Genomic DNA, 18,728 nt, shown 5'->3' with positions numbered 1-18,728 from the left:
TAAACCTATTCAACAACGCTGGCGATCGCCTGTTGGCCCTGGGGACTGGTGGCAAAACCCAAAAATGCTTCCACCTGGGGTGAGGGGGGCGTTTTGTAGAAATAAAATAGTTGCCGTCGCAGGGGATAGTTTTCCTGGTTGGGGCTGAGGCTGTCAATGGGGACAATCTTGGCAGTTTGCTGGTTTTCTACCTGTCCATAGGTGGCGTAACTGATACCATTGCTACCCAAAGCCCGAATGATCGGTGTGGTGGCATCCCTGGGCATGGTTTGAAAATTTGCGCCCTGACCAAAAGCTTGTCCTTGCAATACTTGGGCGGCGAAGGTTTGTTGGGTACCGCTTTCAGAAGGTCGATTGATCACCTGAATGGTACTTTTGGGTCCCCCCACCTCAGACCAATTGCTAATTTTTCCCGTAAAAATATCCCGCAGTTGGGCCAATGTTAGACCCTGGTTGAAAGGATTTTCCCTGCCTACCATAACGGCGATCGTGTCACTGGCCACCGGCACCGCCGCTAAGCCTTGGGACTGTTCCTGGGGAGTGAGGGGGCGGGAACTGGCCGCCACATCCACCTTGCCCAGAATTAGGCTAACAACGCCCTTATCGGTGCCCTGGGCATCGGTTTGCACCACTGTGCCGGGGAAAGTTTGCTGGAATTGATTTTTTAATGGCTCATTGATATTGACCATGGTGGTGGAACCATCAATTATCACCTTGGTGCCTGCTGGAACTTGGGCTGGAGCGAGAAACGCATCGGAGGCTTGCAATTCTGGGGGAGGAGGTAATTTGCTCGGTTCACCCGCCACCGGCCCTGGGTTTTCACCGCCAGCTTGGAACCGTTGCCATAGCCACCAACCGCCCCCCGCCACCACCATTCCAGTAATGGCTAAAGCGCCGATTAAGATAACTGCTTCATTTTTTTGCCCCATGGGTCATTGCTCCCAAATCTATGCCATTGAAGTGCGAAGATCATAGCCCATTTAGTTTTTGTTAACCTTTATTTAATCTTGGGGTAATTCTGCCTAGCCCCTTTTGTCTGCATATGGACTTTAAAATTGAAACAGATTTCCCCTGTTAGGTTAATCGTCATGGTGCCAACCCTAGATCGCCAACAATTAGTTTCCCTCAATCTTCCCGACCAAGTGTCACTCCAGGTCACCCCAGAGCAATTTGCCCAGTTGGCGATCGCCAATCGGGATCTAAGACTAGAACGTACCGCCACAGGAGCTTTGATTGTGAACCCTCCCACTGGTAGCGAATCTGGTAATCGTAACGCGAGAATTATCACTCAACTTGGGGTGTGGAGTGAAGCAAATGAAAACCTGGGTGAAATTTTCGATTCCTCCGCCGGCTTTAAACTTCCCAATGGGGCTAATCGATCGCCAGATGCCTCCTGGGTTGCTAGGCAACGTTGGGATGCCCTAACCCCAGCAGAAAGAAAAACTTTTGCTCCCCTTTGTCCCGATTTCGTAGTGGAATTAAGTTCTGCCACTGACACCATCAAGGACTTGCGGGAAAAGATGGAAGAATATATGGAAAATGGTGCCAAATTAGGTTGGTTGATCGATCCCCAAAATAGACGGGTAGAAATTTATCGCCCCAGGCAAGCTGTCGAAGTTTTACAAAATCCAGACACATTATCGGGGGAAGCAGTTTTGCCGGGATTCACCCTGTCTCTAAAAAGAATTTTTCCGATTTAATCACCATATTTTTCCTTTCTTTCCTAACTTATATGCTGAAATTTATCAACCACTGAAATGATTTTTGTGTAGTGATTACTTCAATAATTTTCAAAATTTTGTTATCAATCCTGAAGCTCTTGCGCACAATTTGGATGATATTTTTTTCTTCTAATTTTTTCCTCACTTTGGTGTCAACTACTTGGCAAAAATCAAAATAGAACTATCTCCACCTGCCCTTGTATGATGGTGAAACAGAATAATTTTGAGATTCTAGAAAGGTAAACGAATGAAAATTTTGGTCACCGGCGGCACAGGCTTTTTGGGCACAACCCTCTGCAATCAACTCGAGGCCCAGGGCCACGAATTAACCAAAATCAATTCCCGCAACTGCGACCTGACCCAACCTAATTCCCTACATCAGTTTACCAAGGGCAGTTTCGACCAAATTTATCACCTGGCGGCCTGGACTCAAGCCGGAGATTTTTGTTTATTCCATCCGGGGGAACAGTGGTTGATCAACCAAAAATTAAACACTAACGTTCTAGATTGGTGGCATGGCCAACAACCCCAGGCAAAGTTGATTTTCATGGGTACCAGTTGCGCCTATGACCCCAATTTGCCTCTGGAGGAGGAATATTACCTCACCGGTTTACCCATTGATAGTTTGTTCACCTACGCCATGACCAAAAGGATGCTCTATGCGGGAGCATTGGCATTACAAAAACAATATGGACTGAAATATCTCTGCCTAGTGCCTTCAACATTATATGGCCCCGGCTACCACACCGACGGACGGCAAATGCATTTCATTTTTGACCTGATTCGCAAAATTATTCGGGGTAAGCTCTACGGCGAAACGGTTACTCTCTGGGGAGATGGTTATCAGCGGCGGGAACTGGTCTTTGTGGAGGATTTTGCCCGTATTGCCCTGGAACTGGCGGCCACTGTGGATAATGATTTGGTTAATATTGGTGCCGGGGAAGAGTTTACCATTCGTCGTTTTGCGGAGTTAATTTGCCAGGAAGTGGGCTACGACTTCAATTTGATTGAATTTGACACCAGCCGTTATGTGGGGGCTAAGTCTAAATGCTTAGGGGTGAAAAAACTCCAGGGTCTCATGCCGGATTTGCAGCTAACCAGCTTGGATCAAGGCTTGGCAAAAACGATTAAATGGTTCTGGACAGAACAGGAAAAGTTAGTGCCTGAAACTGTTGCTTAAATTGAATACGATTGTCGTATCGTTTTTAACTTTGAGAAAAATCATAAAACCCCACAGCCTACATTCCGCAGGCTCTACCAATAGTTAAGAAGTTTAGATGAAAACACTAAATATAGAGCAGTCTTCTTGTACGACTTACTTGGGAGTGAAGAGGCAAACCCTGAAATAGGCTTGCTGTCGTACTCGATTTCAAACAAAAGTGTACTATGTGCGGAAGCTAGGCTACAGGAAGAAATAGTTCTAATTGATATCGGAGCTCACGATGAAGTCAATTAAAACGATCGCCCAGTTGCCTATTTCTGTATACTGAAAGGGAAATGAAAATCAACTTAGCAAACATCTCTACACAAAGCCAAAATTACCATTAACCGTACTCGAAAAACAAAGTAATTTATAACCTTCGTAAAAAATGTTTATTAGTAGAGTTCATTTGTCTAAAATAATTGGAACAAAACCTAGCAATATTAGGAAGACAAAAAAAGTAAATAATGAAATTATTATTCACCTATGGGACTCTGACAAAATTGTTAGAATAAATTTTGAGGAGTATGAAGATTTCATCAAAAAAAGCCAAGGTAACACTGACAAGTCAGACTACTCGTTAAAACAACAATCATTTGGGGCTATTTTATTGTTAGCAGGTTTAGCTATATCCTTAGTTGGAGTCAATATGAATACCTCCGCTGGTTCGACATTTGGTCGTTCATCTAATTTCAACAAAATAAACAATCAAAACACCATAGGTGGTTTTGTATTTTTGAGTGGTATTATTCTTATTGCCACATCCAAATCTTAATAGCTTCACTTTTTTGTATTAAGATACGCATCTCTTCTCCTTGCGATTTATGAAAACCCCAAAGACTTCTGACTATGGTTCCTGGCGATCGCCAATTACGGCCGATGCTCTGTTGGCGGGGAGTATCGGTTTGGGAGCGGTGCAAAACAGCGGCGAAGATGTCTTTTGGTTAGAAGCAAGACCGGCGGAAAAAGGGCGCAACGTCTTGGTGCAACGCCGACCCGATGGCACTGTGCGGGATGTCACCCCGGCCCCCTTTAATGTCCGCACCAGGGTGCATGAATATGGTGGTGGAGCCTTTTTGGTCACGGTAGATAGGGTAGTTTATTTCAGTAATTTCAGCGACCAACAAGTTTACGTCCAAAGTGTTGAGCAGGAACCGCAACAGTTGACCCACACACCGGACTGCCGTTTTGCTGATTTTGTCTTGGATCAACCCAGACAAAGGTTAATTGCCGTTGGTGAACGTCACAATGCAGAGGAAAAAGAACCGGAAAATTTTCTCGCCGCCATTAGTCTAGAAAACGGAGAAGTAACGGCGATCGCCACGGGCCATGATTTTTATTCTTCCCCCCGCCTCAGTCCTGACGGGCAAAAATTGGCTTGGATTACCTGGGACCACCCGAATATGCCCTGGGATGCGACCCAACTGTGGTTGGCCGACATTGACCAAGCAGGCAACCTCAGTAATCTTAAAATCACTGCTGGGCAGGCAGGTAATGAATCCATCCATGAACCCCAATGGTGCCCCGACGGCAGTTTATATTTTGTTGGCGATCGATCCGATTGGTGGAATTTGTATCGCTATCACAAAGGGGAAGTGGATAACGTTTTTCCCCTCGATGCGGAATTTGCCTATCCCCATTGGGTATTCGGTCTGCGGAGTTATACCTTTGTTGATGTTGACACCATTATTTGTACCTTCACCCAGGATGGTGCTTGGCAGTTGGGCAAACTGAAACCCTCCCGTAAACAGTTAAGCATTTTGGGACTGCCCTACAGCAACTACTCTTCCCTATGCAGTGACGGCAAAACCGTCTGGTTCATCGGCAGTGGCCCCACCACCCCCTCGGCGGTAGTTGCCCTGGCTGTGGAAGCCCAGGAAACGGAAATTCTCAAAGTAGCCAGCGATTTTGACCTTGACCCGGCCTACCTGGCCCGGCCCCAAGCAATCAATTTTTCCAGTAATGATGGACAAATCGCCCACGCCTGGTATTACCCCCCCACCAACGGTGATTTCCAAGGCCCTTCCGATGCCCTTCCTCCCCTATTGGTCAAAAGCCATGGTGGCCCCACCGCCGCGGCCGGCAATTCCCTAAGTTTAAAAATTCAGTATTGGACTAGTCGAGGTTTTGCCTATGTGGATGTCAATTACGGAGGCAGTACGGGCTATGGCCGGGATTATCGTCAACGATTGAATGGGCAGTGGGGCATTGTCGATGTGGCGGATTGTGTCAATGCGGCCCGTTACCTAGCAGACCAAGGTCTAGTTGATGGGGAGCAACTGGCCATTTCTGGCGGTAGTGCGGGGGGTTATACTACTCTGGCGGCCCTAACTTTCCACAATACTTTTAAAGCTGGGGCTAGCTATTACGGGGTCAGTGATCTGACTGCTCTGGCCACCGATACCCACAAATTTGAGGCCCGTTATCTAGATGGTCTCATTGGTCCCTATCCGGAAAGAGAAGATCTATACGAACGGCGATCGCCAGTAAACCATGCGAATCAACTTACTTGCCCAGTGATTTTCTTCCAAGGTTTAGAGGATAGGGTGGTGCCCCCCAACCAAACGGAAATGATGGTGGCAGCCCTCAAAGCCAAGGGCATTAAGGTGGAATATGTGGCTTTTCCCGAAGAACAACATGGCTTCCGCATCGCCGCCAACATTAAAAAAGCCCTGGAGTCAGAACTTGCTTTCTACGGCGAAGTGTTCGGCTTTACCCCCGCCGCAGATTGACGACTAATGACCAGGGGGCGGATTTTGCCACAAGACTAATTTGTGCAATAATCAGAGTTTGCGTATAAATTACCGTATTCCTTCCTGCAACAGTTATGGCTAAAAAAGGTAAGGGGGCACGCCTCGTCATCACCCTAGAATGCACCGAGTGCCGCAGTAACCCCGACAAACGTTCTAATGGCGTTAATCGTTACACCACGATGAAAAATCGTCGTAACACCACCGCCCGGTTGGAACTGAAAAAATTCTGCACCCATTGCAACAAACACACCATCCACAAGGAAACCAAATAATTTCCCTGGTCTGTGATTATTTTCTTTAGTTCGGTATCCGCTTTGTAACCGAGATGCCCAAACTAGCACCCTATCAAGTTATTTTCGCTAATCTCCATGAACTACTACCGTAAACGCCTTTCTCCCCTACCCCCCAATCAACCGATTGATTATAAAGACACGGAATTATTGCGTAAATTCATCACTGAACGAGGCAAGATTCTCCCCCGGCGCATCACTGGTTTGACCGCTAAACAACAACGGGATTTAACTACTGCGGTGAAGCGCTCCCGTTTGGTAGCTTTGTTACCTTTCGTCAACAAAGAAATTTAGTTTTTTCCGTAGAAAATTAAATACACTCCAATGTCTGTGAATTAGGGTCGAGAAAATCTTTTCGTTTTGGGCCCTATTTTTCCTCTTTTAGTAGTTCCCTAGCTATTTGTAGATACCTATCTCTATTTTTTTGAACTCCATCAAACCGAGATAGGTTTCTTGTAATTTCCGCTACTATTGGACTCATCCAGCCAATTACTTCAAGAATTCTGTCGTGTTGTTGCTTAATTTTGGAGTTATTACAAATTGGTTCATGATGGAATATTTTGTTCCTGAATTGATTGATATTTCCCAATTCCTTGGACAATTTTTCTCTATATCTCCAAGATCTGGGTAACTGGGGCATAAAGTCTTTGTTTTTAAACAGGACAGGATAAAGTTTTTGCTTATGTTCATATTCCCTGTAGGACAATGCTGTCCAGAATCCCAGAGTCAAAGAGCTAAGAATTTGATTATGCCTTAGTTCTCTACCTTGGCGTTGGATGATCTTTTGAATTTTTTCCCTATCTTTATCACAAAGAAATGAATGGGCTTTTGTAGTTGGAAGAAGCCAATCTTCACCATAAAGACAATAAATTGCATGGTCAAAGTGGTTTCTTAAAGTTATTTCATAGCTTTGTAGCAGTGGATAAAAGCACTCACTCAACGCAATATTCCAGAGATAATTCCCAAATATATCAGCGTGACTCTCTTTGTTGGAAATACGGTAGGAAACCAGTCTTCAATATGACAGGGCTTTCCTTAGTTCCTGTTGTCGAATTTGCCGAAAATCCACCGTTTCGTTAGAATAGAGTTGAGTCCCATGGTTAATCCTCTGTCAGTATAGCTGTTATTGATCCAAGGGTAAGAATAATTCTGTGAATTCTAGACCGGTTATTCAAACGGCGATTATTCGTCGTTCTACCTCCGGGTAGAAAATACAGGGAAATGCAGTAGCTTTTGTGGTTGCTGCATTTTTCTTTACCCGTGAAATTCATTCGCCACAGAAATTGTGGTTGGGGTAAACCAATTTCTATCCTGGGGAACTGGAACTTTTCCAACTTTGCCCCTATCCTAGGCGTATCCCCTTGGGGAATTTGGGTGCAGAGGAGTAAACTTTATGGTCTTGAGTCGAGACGTTAAATCTTCCCCGGAACAAAGTTCTAGGGTTTCGTCAACGTTATCCGGCTACCGTTTGGCGGAATTGATTCGTCAGCGGGCTTGGGTGGAGATTGACCAGGCGGCGTTGGTGCATAACGTCCAGCAGTTCCGGCAGTATGTGGGGCCGAAAACCAATTTGATGGCGGTGGTCAAAGCTGATGCCTATGGCCATGGAGCAATTCGAGTGGCCCAAACTGCGTTACAGGCCGGGGCCGATTGGTTGGCGATCGCCACTTTAGGAGAGGGCATCGAACTGAGGGAAGCGGGCATCACTGCCCCCATTTTGATCCTGGGGGGTATTAATAGCCCAGAAGAAATTGAAGCCATTGCCCATTGGCAACTGCAACCTACCCTCTGTTCCCCGGAACAGGCCCAACTGTTTAACGATATTTTGGCTAAGTTGGGCAAGGTTTTACCAGTACATCTCAAGTTAGATACGGGTATGACTCGGCTCGGTACCCCTTGGCCCCAAGCGGTGAGCTTTGTTGGTTTGGTGCAATCTTTACCTCAACTACAGCTAGCCAGTTTATATTCCCATCTGGCCACGGCGGACGACCCCAACAACACCACCATGCTCCAGCAACAGCAACGTTTTACCACGGCGATCGCCAGTTTACGCCAAGCCCATTTACCCATACCCAAATTACATTTAGCCAACTCTGCGGCCACCCTCCATGGCCCCGCTTGGCACTACGACATGGTCCGGGTAGGTTTAGGTTTGTATGGTCTGTATCCCGCTCTCCATTTAGGCGATCGCCTAGATTTAAAGCCTGTATTAACGGTACGGGCTAAAATCACCCAGATCAGAACCATTCCCCCCGGTACTGGCGTTAGTTACGGTCACCAATTTGTCAGTGAAGAAACCATGCCCATGGGGGTGGTGGGCATTGGCTATGCGGATGGTGTCCCCCGTAATCTTTCCAATCAATTAAAAGTACTTCTGCGGGGCCAACCAGTGCGACAAATTGGGGCCATCACCATGGATCAAATGATGGTAGATTTACGGGGCGTTGATAACCCCCAAGTGGGGGAAGTGGTTACTCTCATCGGCCAAGACGGCGATCGTCAAATCACAGCAGACCATTGGGCCTCTACTTTAGGCACCATCTCCTGGGAAATTCTCTGCGGCTTCAAACATCGCCTACCCCGCATTCTTGTTTAATTAGGCGTGGTTAATCTTTATTGAGCTATCGTTTCTGACCGGAAAAACTGCCCAGTTCCTAAGCTCCCAAAACCTAGAGCCTATCACTTCCGCTAATTGATCTCTCACGAACAGACGATCACCAAGAAAACAAATTATCATGGCCGTGAGTGGCTACTGTTAAATCCTCAGTATGTTTACCTTTACATTGATATAAAATTTTTCTTGACTAGCATTGGGTGATTTTTCATCAAAAAGACCAATTTATTTACATTGGGTACTAATTTTTCCCTCAGTACTCCAAGTTTTGCTGGCTGGGGGGGCCTTGCTCTTGTTAGCGCCACAATTGGATTTTTTTGACCAACTTAACAACAATGTCCCTCTTTTCTTCATTTTGGGCATTGTCATTTTCTTAATTCCTACCCTCGCTAGCTTCTACATTGCTTGGTCGATTATCAAACCGCTAAAGAAACTAGTCACTGCAAGTCAGAGTCTGGCCGCAGGTCGTTGGCACAGGCCAATATCTGAACCAATGGCCTTTGTAGAAATTCAACAACTAGCCAACGCTATCAATGCCATGGCCCTGCAGCTGCAGCAAACCCTAGAACAGGACAAGGAAGAACTCCAGGAGTCAAGGGAATTGTATCAACAAGTAGTACAAAATCAAACAGATTTTATTTTGCGCTCCCAACCAGATACTACCATCACTTTTGCCAATGACCCCCTTTGTCAAGCTTTAGGACTTTCTTTACCGCAGGTAATCGGTTTGCAATGGCTGGATTTTATTAGCAAAGAAGATTTAAAAATAGTACTAGACAAAATAGCCGGCTTAACTCCAGAAGAGCCACAATTTATCAATGAAAATCAGGATCAAAGGGCGGGAGGCGTAGTGGGCTACACCCAATGGATTAACCGGGGAATTTTCAATGACAAGGATGAATTAATTGAAATTCAGTCCGTTGGTCGGGACATCTCGACCCTTAAAGAAACCCAACTAGAATTAAGACAAAGTCAGAAATTTATTCAAAGCATCGCCGAAGCCACCCCCAGTCTTCTATACATATATGACCACGTTAAACCAGGTAATGCCTATAGCAATCGTTCCGTTGCTGAATTTTTGGGCTATTCTCCTGAAGAAATTCAAGCTATGGGCGCTAGTTTGTTTGCAAATATCTGCCATCCAGAGGATTTATCCCGAGTTTTAACCGCAGTGAAAGAATGCAAGAATTTAAAAGATCGAGAAATAGTTGAAATTGAGTATCGAGTTAAAGACTCAAATAATAACTGGCGATGGCTCCTGAGTCGGGATCTAGTTTTCAGTCGGACAAAATCAGGTGAAGTCTGGCAAACTTTAGGTACATCCCAGGACATTACCCAACGCAAAGAGGCAGAAATTGAGTTGCAAAAAATTAAAAGCTTTCTTGCTTCCATCGTGGAAAATATTCCCGATGTAGTCTTTGTTAAAGATGCAAAAACCCTAAAATATCTAGAACTAAATAAAGCTGGTGAAAATTTAATCGGTTATACCAAGGATGAGGTATTAGGAAAAAGTGACTATGATCTATTTCCTCAAGAGCAAGCGGAATGGTTTACCCAACAGGACCAAAAGGCTTTATTGGCGGGGGAAGTTCAAGATGTGCCTCAGGAATCTATTCAAACTGCCCACCAGGGAATACGTATTTTACACACCAAGAAAATTCCGATTGCAGACGAACTAGGTCGGGCAAAATACCTATTGGGAATTTCCGCCGATATTACCGATCTACTGGAATCAGAGCAGCGTTTACGGGAAGTCGCCCGCCATATTCCCGGAGTAATTTATCAATTTAGAATGCGTCCGGATGGAACTTTTCATTTTCCCTATGCCAGTGAGGGTATCCGTGATATTTACGGGGTTAGTCCCAAGGAAGTGCAGGAAAATTCCGATGTGCTTTTAAATGTGCTCCATCCGGATGATTTGGAGGGCATTTTCGAATCAGTTTACAAATCAGCGGCAAATTTGACCCCCTGGTATTACGAATATCGAGTCTGTCTTCCCAATGGGCGGATCATTTGGGTACTGGGTTATGCTACGCCTCAGCGAGAAAGTGATGGAAGTACTATTTGGCATGGTTATATTAGAGACATCACAGAACAAAAGGAAAGAGAATATCTGCTAATTGCCGAAAAAGAAAGGGCAGAAAATGCTGAACAAATTCTCCAAAAAGCTCAAGTCCGTCTGGAAAGATTTAATAAAAAACTAAGTCAATTAATAGATATCGATGGGTTGACAAAGATCGCTAACCGTCGTTGCTTTAATGTCCGTATTAAACAGGAATGGCGTAGGTTGTCGAGGGATCGAGGCCCCATATCTTTACTTTTATTTGATATAGATTTTTTTAAAAGTTACAACGATTACTATGGTCACCCGGAGGGAGATATCTGCCTAATTAAGGTAGCCCAGACTGCGAGAAAAGCCGCCGTTCGCCCAGCGGATTTAGTGGCCCGTTTTGGGGGGGAAGAATTTGCAGTCATTCTGCCGGACACGGATGTTGATGGCGCTATTCTCGTTACTCAAAAGATTAGTGGAGCCATTACCCAATTGGCGATCGCCCATGCAGCTTCCCCCATCGGTGGGCAAATCACCATTAGCTTAGGCATCAGCACCCAGTTTCCTTCTAAGGAAAATTCCCCCAGGACCCTCATTGAGCAAGCAGATCGAGCCCTGTATAAAGCAAAACGCCGGGGGAGAAATCAATATGTGGTCTGGACGGAGGAACTGGAAGAGGAGCCCTCACTTTCATGAGGTTCCAAAGCTAGGACAGCATCCTTGAGAGCTTCAGAACGGTCGTTATAGCAATTACTTTCGGGTACAAAGCGGAACACTTCTAATTTTTCCAGGCGTCGTTTGGTTTGGCCCGTTGCTCCCACAATGTAAACTGCCCGACCTTTTTCCGCTGCCTCCTCAATGGCATTTTCCAGGGCCAGGGAAGCGGTTACTCCCAAATGGGGCACATCATTGACATCGAAAACAATGGCGTCACATTCTTGAATGGCATTGTGCTCCCTGGCGATCGCCTTAGCCACCCCAAAAATCATCGGCCCACTGAGTTGGAAAAGCAACACCCTACCATTGCCTTCATCTAACCAACGTTTTTCAGTGGCAGAAAGAAGAATTTTATCGTCAGCGTCGCTAATACTTTTCACCGATTTGGATTGCAACGCACTCATACGTTCAATGGTGAGAATATTGGCAATAAATACACCAATACCTACTGCGGCGATCAAATCGACCAACACTGTCAGGGCAATGACCGCATACATGATCAATGCCCCTTTAATGGAGACATGGTGGGCTCGTTTGAGGAAGCCCCAATCAATAATGTCCACCCCAACTTTGAAAGCAATACCTGCTAATACGGCTAGGGGGATAGTGGCCGCTAATTTAGCCGCCCCAAGAATGACCACCAATAACACCATTGCCCGGATCAAGCCAGACAGGGCTGTGCGTCCCCCGGATTGAATATTCACCACCGTCCCCATGGTGGCCCCAGCTCCCCCCAAGCCACCAAATAAACCAGACATTACGTTGCCGATGCCCTGGCCGACTAATTCTTTATTGGAGTTATGTTCTGTGCGGGTCAAGCTATCAGCCACCACCGAAGTCAGGAGAGCATCAATACAGCCCAACATCCCCAGAACGGCGGCATCGATCAGCATTCTCTGTAATTGATCAGCCTGAAACACTGGTAGCTGTAGAGCGGGCAAACCGGCCTGAATCTCACCAATGCGACGGATATCTAGATCTCCAAATAAAATGATAGAAATAATGGTGCCCAACACCAAAGCCACCAATTGGGGCGGAGCAAATTTTTTCCAACGGGAAGGCATAAACCAAATAATGCCCACCGTCATCAGTGCCAATAGAGTCTCCACTGGTCTGACATTGCTAACTAGGTTGGGTAAGGCCTGGAGGGTACCGATCACTCCCCCCTTGGGACTGGCCTGGCCAAGGAAGGGGGCCAACTGTAAAATCACCAAAATAATGCCAATGCCGGACATAAAGCCGGAAATGACCGTGTAGGGCATCATGGTGACGTATTTGCCCAATTTAAGCAGACCAAAAGCAATCTGGAACAGCCCCGCCATCATCACCACGGTGAAGGCCATGGCTAGGCCGTTGTCAGGATCCGCCGCCACTAAACTGGCAATAACTGCCGTTTGTACCACAGTCATGGGCCCGGTGGGTTCCGAAATCAAGGTGGGGGTGCCGCCAAATAAGGCCGCAAAGAAGCCGACAATCACCGCCCCCCAAAGTCCGGCCGTTGCCCCCGCTCCGGAAGCAATCCCGAAGGCTAGGGCCATGGGGAGAGCAATAACCGCCGCTGTTACCCCGCCAAAAATGTCCCCCTGCAGGTTCCTAAAATTAATTTTGTTAGTTATTTCCATTATTTAATTCCCCAAAAATGGGTTAATCATAGTCTTTAGTCTATTCAAAACAGATTTCCATAGAGAATATTCTAGGACTCATTTTTGTTTCAGGCAATAATACAGATAGATGAAATCTATATGAGATCCTGTTCTTGGCTCCTTTGATGATGGGCTTCATCGATGTCCCGCCGCCGAGCTTGGCACTGGTCAATCTCCCTCACCTCTGGTTGGGCCGGTTTGTAACTGGTTATTTCCCTAAACTGCGGGGATCTAGGGCATCCCGTAGCCCGTCCCCCAATAGATTAAAGGCCAACACAGTCAAAATAATTAGTACTGCCGGGGGCCACACCAACCAAGGTTGCAATACCAGAATAGAAGCATTAGTAGCAATGGAAAGTAAATTGCCCCAACTGGGATCTGGTTGTTGAATGCCCAGGCCGATCAAGCTCAGCACCGATTCAGCCACAATGAATCCAGGCACTGCCAGGGTGGCGGAAATGATAATGTAACTGGCGGTTTGGGGCAGAATGTGGCGCACAATAATCCTTGCCGCCCCGGCCCCCATGGCTTTGGCCGCTTGGACATATTCCTGTTGTTTGAGGGAAAGGACTTGGCCTCGGATTACCCTAGCCAACCCAGACCAACTAATAAAAGAGGTAATTACTACAATGAGCAAAAATCGTTGGGCGCTGCTCAAACCAGGGGGCAGTACCGCCGCTAGGGCCACCAAGAGGTAAATGCCGGGGATGGTCATCAGCACTTCCACCAAGCGCATTAAAACGACATCCAGCCAACCACCAAAGTAACCAGCCACGCCTCCCACCACCATACCCAGGGGGAAGGAAATGGTAATACCAATCAGGCCAATGAATAAACTGATGCGGCCACCAAACAGCAGACGGCTAAATTGATCCCTTCCCTGTTCATCTGTACCCAACAGGTTGAGTTTACCGGGCCCTAGGGTGCCAATTAAATGGCGATCGCCTCGGATGCCTGGAAAAATTTCCACTGGGGTGAAACTGGGCGGCAAGGGTAATTTAATCTGTCCCCAAACGTAACCATCTCCTTTGACCCAAAGGCGGACTGGGGAGGGTTGGCTGAAATCCACTTCCAGGGGTCTTAGTCCCGTTTCTAAATCCGTGGGCAACTGGCGGGTGGGATAGACGGTGGGCCCGATCCATTGCCCCTCAGGTGATCGCCAATGGATTTGGGTAGGGGGCAACAGGGAACCATCCACTTGGGCATTGTAGGGATTGTAGGGGGCAAAAATATCCGCTCCAATGACAAGAACATAAAACAACAACAGCAGGATGGCACCCCAACGGGCTAGGCTATTGCGCCGCAGTTTTTTCCACCAATCCATAAAGATCTGTCCCCTAGCAACGGCCGCTATCTGAATCCAGATAACGCTCAATCAACAAAATAGCAACAATATCATCCACCGGGCGGGGGGGAGTCCTTAAACCCAAGGGCACCAAACGTCCCAATCCTTGGGGGGGATACATTTGCCAATATCTCTGTCTAGCTTCCACAGTACTATTTTTTTCGTTCACCAACGCTAGGGCCATGGCTGGAGGCAGATAACTTTGCAGTTCTTTTTGCCATTGTTTAGCGGTGGTTTGATTGCCCATTACCACTTGCCCTACTTGATATTGCTCACATAGGACCGGTAACCGCTGGGATACTTCCTGCGCTGCTATCGTTTCGTGATATAAAATCTGGCGATCGCCAGTCATCACCGCCACTCCACATTTATCCCTACCAGGGTCAAATCCTAAATAATTCATATAATTTGCCAAATTTTTCACTATTTTTCATTGAGCCAACGTCCCATGGTAATGGTTAAGACTGTCATCAAAAAACTGGGTCTGTAACCTAGTCTGAGAAAATCTTTGGAAAAGCGCCCTACCATTGAAAAATCTATCGAAATTCCTTTGCAAAGGAGAATTTTGGCAAAACTTCCTGACTGGGGTTGAAAGTCAACTTTTCCCTAGGCAGTCGGTGGAGGGTCTGATAGAGAGAAAAGACCGTTGAGTATATCATAGGCATATCAGACGTTTTTGTTGGTTGCCACTGCCTTGCATAGCGAAGTTATTTGTTTTCCTCAACTGCCCCTCGCCGTTTACCGGGAAATCGCGGCCCATGTGCAACAGCTTGCCGGTGTGACCGCTACCCTTCTAACTCCCACTTTTACCCAATTTGACTATTACAACAGTCAGGTGGGCGGCCTTGAGCTGACTCTACAGGATGATCTTTCCCCTGGCGATCGCCAAATTATTGAGGAAATTTTGGCCTTCTATGCCGGTCGGTATGGAACTCCGGAACGACGACCCGCCATGGTTTCTTCCTACATTGCCTAGATTCCATTGCCCCCACTGCTCTCAATTTGATGGTTGCTAACCCCGCTCTGCCCCCCCAAAACATTGAAGCTGAAGAATATATCCTCGGGGGTATTCTGCTTGATCCAGAGGCGATCGGTCGCATCATTGACCTCCTAGTAGTGGATGCTTTCTATGTCAAAGCCCACCGTTTGATCTATGAGTCCATGCTCAGCCTCCATGGCCAAAGTCAACCCACGGATTTAATGTCCGTCAGTAGTTGGCTCCAGGACCACCATCACCTAGAGGCGATCGGGGGCATGATCAAATTAACCCAATTGTTAGATCGCACCATTTCAGCGGCGAACATTGACCGTTTTGCCGTCCTAGTAATGGATAAATATTTGCGCCGCCAATTGATTGCAGCGGGGCATGACATAGTTGATTTAGGTTACGAAACCAGCAAAGAATTAGAAGTAATTTTTGACGAATCGGAACAGAAAATCTTTCGATTGACCCAATCCCGTCCCCAGGCAGGACTAGTCCCCCTGTCGGAAACCTTAGTTAACACTTTCATTGAACTAGATAAATTACACGAAAAACTTTCCAGTCCGGGGGTAGAAACTCAGTTCTATGACCTCGATGCGATGACAGGGGGATTACAGCGGGCAGATTTAATTATCTTGGCTGGTCGGCCGTCAATGGGTAAGTGCTGTGCGGCCAATGCAGAAATTGTTTTAGCAAATGGACGTATTTGTACAATCGCCGAAATTTATAAGCAAAAGAAAGCAGAGTTATTAACCCTTAACCAAGATTGGAAACTCGATTGGACTAAGCCTTCAGACTTCATTGACGATGGCATTAAACCAGTTTTTCGTGTCACTACAAGATTGGGGCGTTCCCTGGAAACTACATTGGCCCATCCCTATCTAACAATAATGGGTTGGCAGACCCTTGCCAATTTAAAAGTAGGGGATAAAATTGCTGTGCCCCGTCATTTACCTTGTTTTGGCAACAAAATTTTAAATTCTGGTAAGGTCAAATTATTGGCATATTTGATTGGTGATGGAGATGTTACCGGATCCTGCCCTCGATTTACTAACATTAACCCTAGAATTAGGGCAGATTTTGAGGAGGCAACTAGGGATTTTCCAGGTATTGAACTTACTGTTGAAACTTCTAACAACACCCGCACTCCAACCTTAAGAATTTCTAAGAATGTAAAAGTAATCGCTCGGAAAAGAGAAATTTTTGGTGAGAATCTTAATAACATAATTAAAATTAAATCTTTAAAAACCAAAGAATTAGCTAGTAAAGTAAAAGTCAGCATTGCCAGCATTGATAATTGGAAAAAAGGTTATTGTTTTCCAGAGAAAAATAAATTCAAATTACTTTGCCAAGCTTTAGGAGTTGAGCCCAGTCTATTGTTGCCTCCAGGAGCTCAGGAAACGGAACTGATGAAAAATGGAGCTAGTAGTATAAAAATTTGGCTAGAAGAACTGGGGGTAGATGGTAAAACCGCCCATACCAAAATTATTCCTGATCTAGTTTTTCGATTGGAAAAATCTTTACTGGCTCTATTTCTAAATCGCTTGTTTGCCACGGACGGTTGGGCTAGCATTCTTAAAAGTCAGCAAATTCAGCTAGGTTATTGTAGTGTCAGTGAAAAATTAGCTCGACAAGTTCAGCATCTTCTTTTGAGATTTAGTATTATTGCAAAACTCAAAAGAAAAGCAATTAAATATAATAATCAATTAAGAAATGCTTGGCAATTGGATATTACTGATGCTTATTCAATTAAAAATTTTATTGAGCAAATTGGAATTTTTGATAAGGAAGAACAACTTATCGCTATTCAATCTTTACTAATCAATAAAAACCATCAAACTAACTGTGATCTTATTCCTATAGAGGTTTGGGAACAATTAAAATTAGCTAAAGAAAATGAATCTTGGTCTTCTTTAGCTAAACGTTCCGGCATTATTAATTGCAGTAATCTTCATGTAGGCAAAAGATCTTTGACAAGAGGTCGCTTACTAAAGCTATCAAACTCCCTGGCAAATGTTCCCCTTCAGCAATTGGCGACTGGTGATATTTATTGGGATGAAATTGTTTCCATTGAATCCGTTGGCTTAAAACAAGTCTATGATTTGACAGTGCCAGAAACCCATAACTTCATTGCCAATGATATCTGTGTGCACAATACAGCTTTTGGCTTAGGAATTGCCGCAAATATTGCCAAAAATCAAAATTTGCCAGTGGCTATTTTTAGCCTAGAAATGTCTAAGGAACAGTTGGCATTAAGACTTTTGGCCAGTGAATCTTTAATTGATAGTAATCGTTTGCGGACGGGGCATTTTAGCCAAGCAGAATTTGAACCGTTAACGGCGGCCATGGGCACCCTTTCTAGTTTGCCCATCTACATTGATGATACGGCAAGTATTTCCGTGACCCAAATGCGTTCCCAAGTGCGACGTCTGCAAAGTGAGCAAAAAGGTCCCTTGGGCATGGTTTTAATTGATTATTTACAACTAATGGAGGGGGGCAGTGATAATCGGGTGCAGGAGTTATCAAAAATTACCCGTTCCCTCAAAGGTTTAGCTAGGGAAATTAATGCGCCGGTAATTGCGTTATCTCAGCTGAGTCGAGCTGTAGAATCGAGAACTAATAAGCGACCAATGATGTCAGATTTGAGAGAAAGTGGTTGTATTAGTGGAGATAGTTTAGTTAACTTAGTTACAGGTAAAAGAGCCTCTATTAGAGATCTAGTAGATCAAAAAAATTTTGAAGTATGGGCAATTAATGAACAGACAATGAAACTAGAATCAGCTAAAGTTAGTCGTGTATTTTGCACTGGAAAAAAGCTAGTTTACATTTTGAAAACTCGGCTAGGTAGAACTATTAAAGCAACGGCAAATCATAAATTTTTAACTATTGATGGTTGGAAGAGATTAGATGAGTTATCTTTACAGGAGCATATTGCCCTGCCCCGTAAACTAGAAAGTCATGCTTTACAGTTAATGAGTGATGAAGAACTGGGACTACTAGGGCACTTGATTGGTGATGGCTGTACTTTGCCTCGCCATGCAATTCAATATACAAGTAATAAAATAGAATTAGCTGAGGTAAACAAATTGTCTCAGGGTGATATTTACTGGGATACCATTACCTCTATCACCGAAGCTGGAGTCGAAGAGGTTTTTGATTTAACTGTGCCAGGACCACATAACTTTGTCGCCAATGACATTATTGTCCATAACAGTATCGAACAAGACGCAGATTTGATTATGATGATTTATCGAGATGAATATTATAATCCTGACACCCCAGATCCAGGGGTAGCAGAATTGTTAATTGTTAAACATAGAAATGGACCTACCGGCGTAGTTAAACTGCTATTTAAACCGGAATTTACTCAATTTTTAAATTTGCAACAGAGTCGGGATTACTAGATTTCCCA

The 18,728-nt window shown here is 45.2% G+C and carries 15 protein-coding genes; 10 read left to right on the top strand and 5 right to left on the bottom strand.

All coding sequences use genetic code 11. The features are described from left to right. Nucleotides 1-5: 5 nt before the first annotated feature. Complete coding sequence (locus IQE94_RS14010) at nucleotides 6-929, bottom strand: phosphate ABC transporter substrate-binding protein (protein WP_223342163.1); 924 nt, start codon at nucleotides 927-929, stop codon at nucleotides 6-8. A 159-nt stretch (nucleotides 930-1,088) separates the two neighbouring features. On the opposite strand from IQE94_RS14010, the gene IQE94_RS14005 reads away from it, so the two are divergent. The 6 genes from IQE94_RS14005 to rpsR all read left to right on the top strand — a co-directional run bounded on the left by IQE94_RS14005 (nucleotide 1,089) and on the right by rpsR (nucleotide 6,259). Beyond that, nucleotides 1,089-1,700, top strand: coding sequence for a Uma2 family endonuclease (locus IQE94_RS14005; RefSeq protein WP_223342162.1), 612 nt, complete (start codon nucleotides 1,089-1,091; stop codon nucleotides 1,698-1,700). A 268-nt stretch (nucleotides 1,701-1,968) separates the two neighbouring features. After that, complete coding sequence (locus IQE94_RS14000; protein ID WP_212720881.1) at nucleotides 1,969-2,901, top strand: NAD-dependent epimerase/dehydratase family protein; 933 nt, start codon at nucleotides 1,969-1,971, stop codon at nucleotides 2,899-2,901. Nucleotides 2,902-3,310: 409 nt separating this feature from the next. Continuing rightward, nucleotides 3,311-3,697 carry a hypothetical protein gene (locus IQE94_RS13995; protein ID WP_223342161.1) on the top strand — a complete coding sequence of 129 codons (387 nt, stop codon included), beginning with the start codon at nucleotides 3,311-3,313 and terminating at the stop codon, nucleotides 3,695-3,697. A 49-nt stretch (nucleotides 3,698-3,746) separates the two neighbouring features. Beyond that, on the top strand, nucleotides 3,747-5,654 hold the full coding sequence (locus IQE94_RS13990) for a S9 family peptidase (protein WP_223342160.1): 1,908 nt from the start codon (nucleotides 3,747-3,749) through the stop codon (nucleotides 5,652-5,654). Nucleotides 5,655-5,749: 95 nt separating this feature from the next. Then, the gene (rpmG, locus tag IQE94_RS13985) at nucleotides 5,750-5,947 is read left to right on the top strand and encodes a 50S ribosomal protein L33 (RefSeq protein WP_010873736.1); all 198 of its coding nucleotides are present in this window, start codon (nucleotides 5,750-5,752) and stop codon (nucleotides 5,945-5,947) included. A 96-nt stretch (nucleotides 5,948-6,043) separates the two neighbouring features. Next, nucleotides 6,044-6,259: a 30S ribosomal protein S18 gene (rpsR, locus tag IQE94_RS13980; RefSeq protein WP_010873737.1), complete on the top strand. Its 216-nt coding sequence runs from the start codon at nucleotides 6,044-6,046 to the stop codon at nucleotides 6,257-6,259. Between the two features lie 73 nt (nucleotides 6,260-6,332). Here rpsR and IQE94_RS13975 read toward each other — a convergent pair whose 3' ends face one another. Then, the gene (locus IQE94_RS13975; RefSeq protein ID WP_223342159.1) at nucleotides 6,333-6,905 is read right to left on the bottom strand and encodes a hypothetical protein; all 573 of its coding nucleotides are present in this window, start codon (nucleotides 6,903-6,905) and stop codon (nucleotides 6,333-6,335) included. A gap of 453 nt (nucleotides 6,906-7,358) precedes the next feature. Here IQE94_RS13975 and alr point away from each other — a divergent pair, with 453 nt between their 5' ends. Next, nucleotides 7,359-8,561, top strand: coding sequence for an alanine racemase (gene alr, locus IQE94_RS13970; protein ID WP_212720887.1), 1,203 nt, complete (start codon nucleotides 7,359-7,361; stop codon nucleotides 8,559-8,561). Nucleotides 8,562-8,775: 214 nt separating this feature from the next. Further along, a complete protein-coding gene (locus IQE94_RS13965; protein WP_223342158.1) occupies nucleotides 8,776-11,325 on the top strand; it encodes a PAS domain S-box protein in 2,550 nt (849 codons plus the stop codon). Here the strand turns inward: IQE94_RS13965 and IQE94_RS13960 are convergent. From IQE94_RS13960 to IQE94_RS13950, 3 genes are all read right to left on the bottom strand, one after another. After that, the gene (locus IQE94_RS13960) at nucleotides 11,274-12,968 is read right to left on the bottom strand and encodes a SulP family inorganic anion transporter (RefSeq protein WP_212720888.1); all 1,695 of its coding nucleotides are present in this window, start codon (nucleotides 12,966-12,968) and stop codon (nucleotides 11,274-11,276) included. The genes IQE94_RS13965 and IQE94_RS13960 overlap by 52 nt on opposite strands. A gap of 229 nt (nucleotides 12,969-13,197) precedes the next feature. Next, nucleotides 13,198-14,313, bottom strand: a complete 1,116-nt coding sequence (locus IQE94_RS13955) for an ABC transporter permease (RefSeq protein ID WP_212720892.1) — start codon at nucleotides 14,311-14,313, stop codon at nucleotides 13,198-13,200. A gap of 13 nt (nucleotides 14,314-14,326) precedes the next feature. Continuing rightward, on the bottom strand, nucleotides 14,327-14,737 hold the full coding sequence (locus tag IQE94_RS13950) for a pre-16S rRNA-processing nuclease YqgF (RefSeq protein WP_212720893.1): 411 nt from the start codon (nucleotides 14,735-14,737) through the stop codon (nucleotides 14,327-14,329). 273 nt (nucleotides 14,738-15,010) lie between these two features. On the opposite strand from IQE94_RS13950, the gene IQE94_RS13945 reads away from it, so the two are divergent. Both IQE94_RS13945 and dnaB read left to right on the top strand, forming a co-directional pair. After that, on the top strand, nucleotides 15,011-15,310 hold the full coding sequence (locus tag IQE94_RS13945) for a hypothetical protein (RefSeq protein WP_223342157.1): 300 nt from the start codon (nucleotides 15,011-15,013) through the stop codon (nucleotides 15,308-15,310). A 29-nt stretch (nucleotides 15,311-15,339) separates the two neighbouring features. Then, nucleotides 15,340-18,720, top strand: coding sequence for a replicative DNA helicase (gene dnaB / locus IQE94_RS13940; protein ID WP_212720894.1), 3,381 nt, complete (start codon nucleotides 15,340-15,342; stop codon nucleotides 18,718-18,720). The last annotated feature ends 8 nt before the right edge of the window (nucleotides 18,721-18,728 follow it).

The sequence above is a fragment of the Synechocystis sp. PCC 7339 genome (assembly GCF_019924095.1).
Classification (GTDB): domain Bacteria; phylum Cyanobacteriota; class Cyanobacteriia; order Cyanobacteriales; family Microcystaceae; genus Synechocystis.
This window is presented reverse-complemented; position numbering and strand designations above follow the sequence as displayed.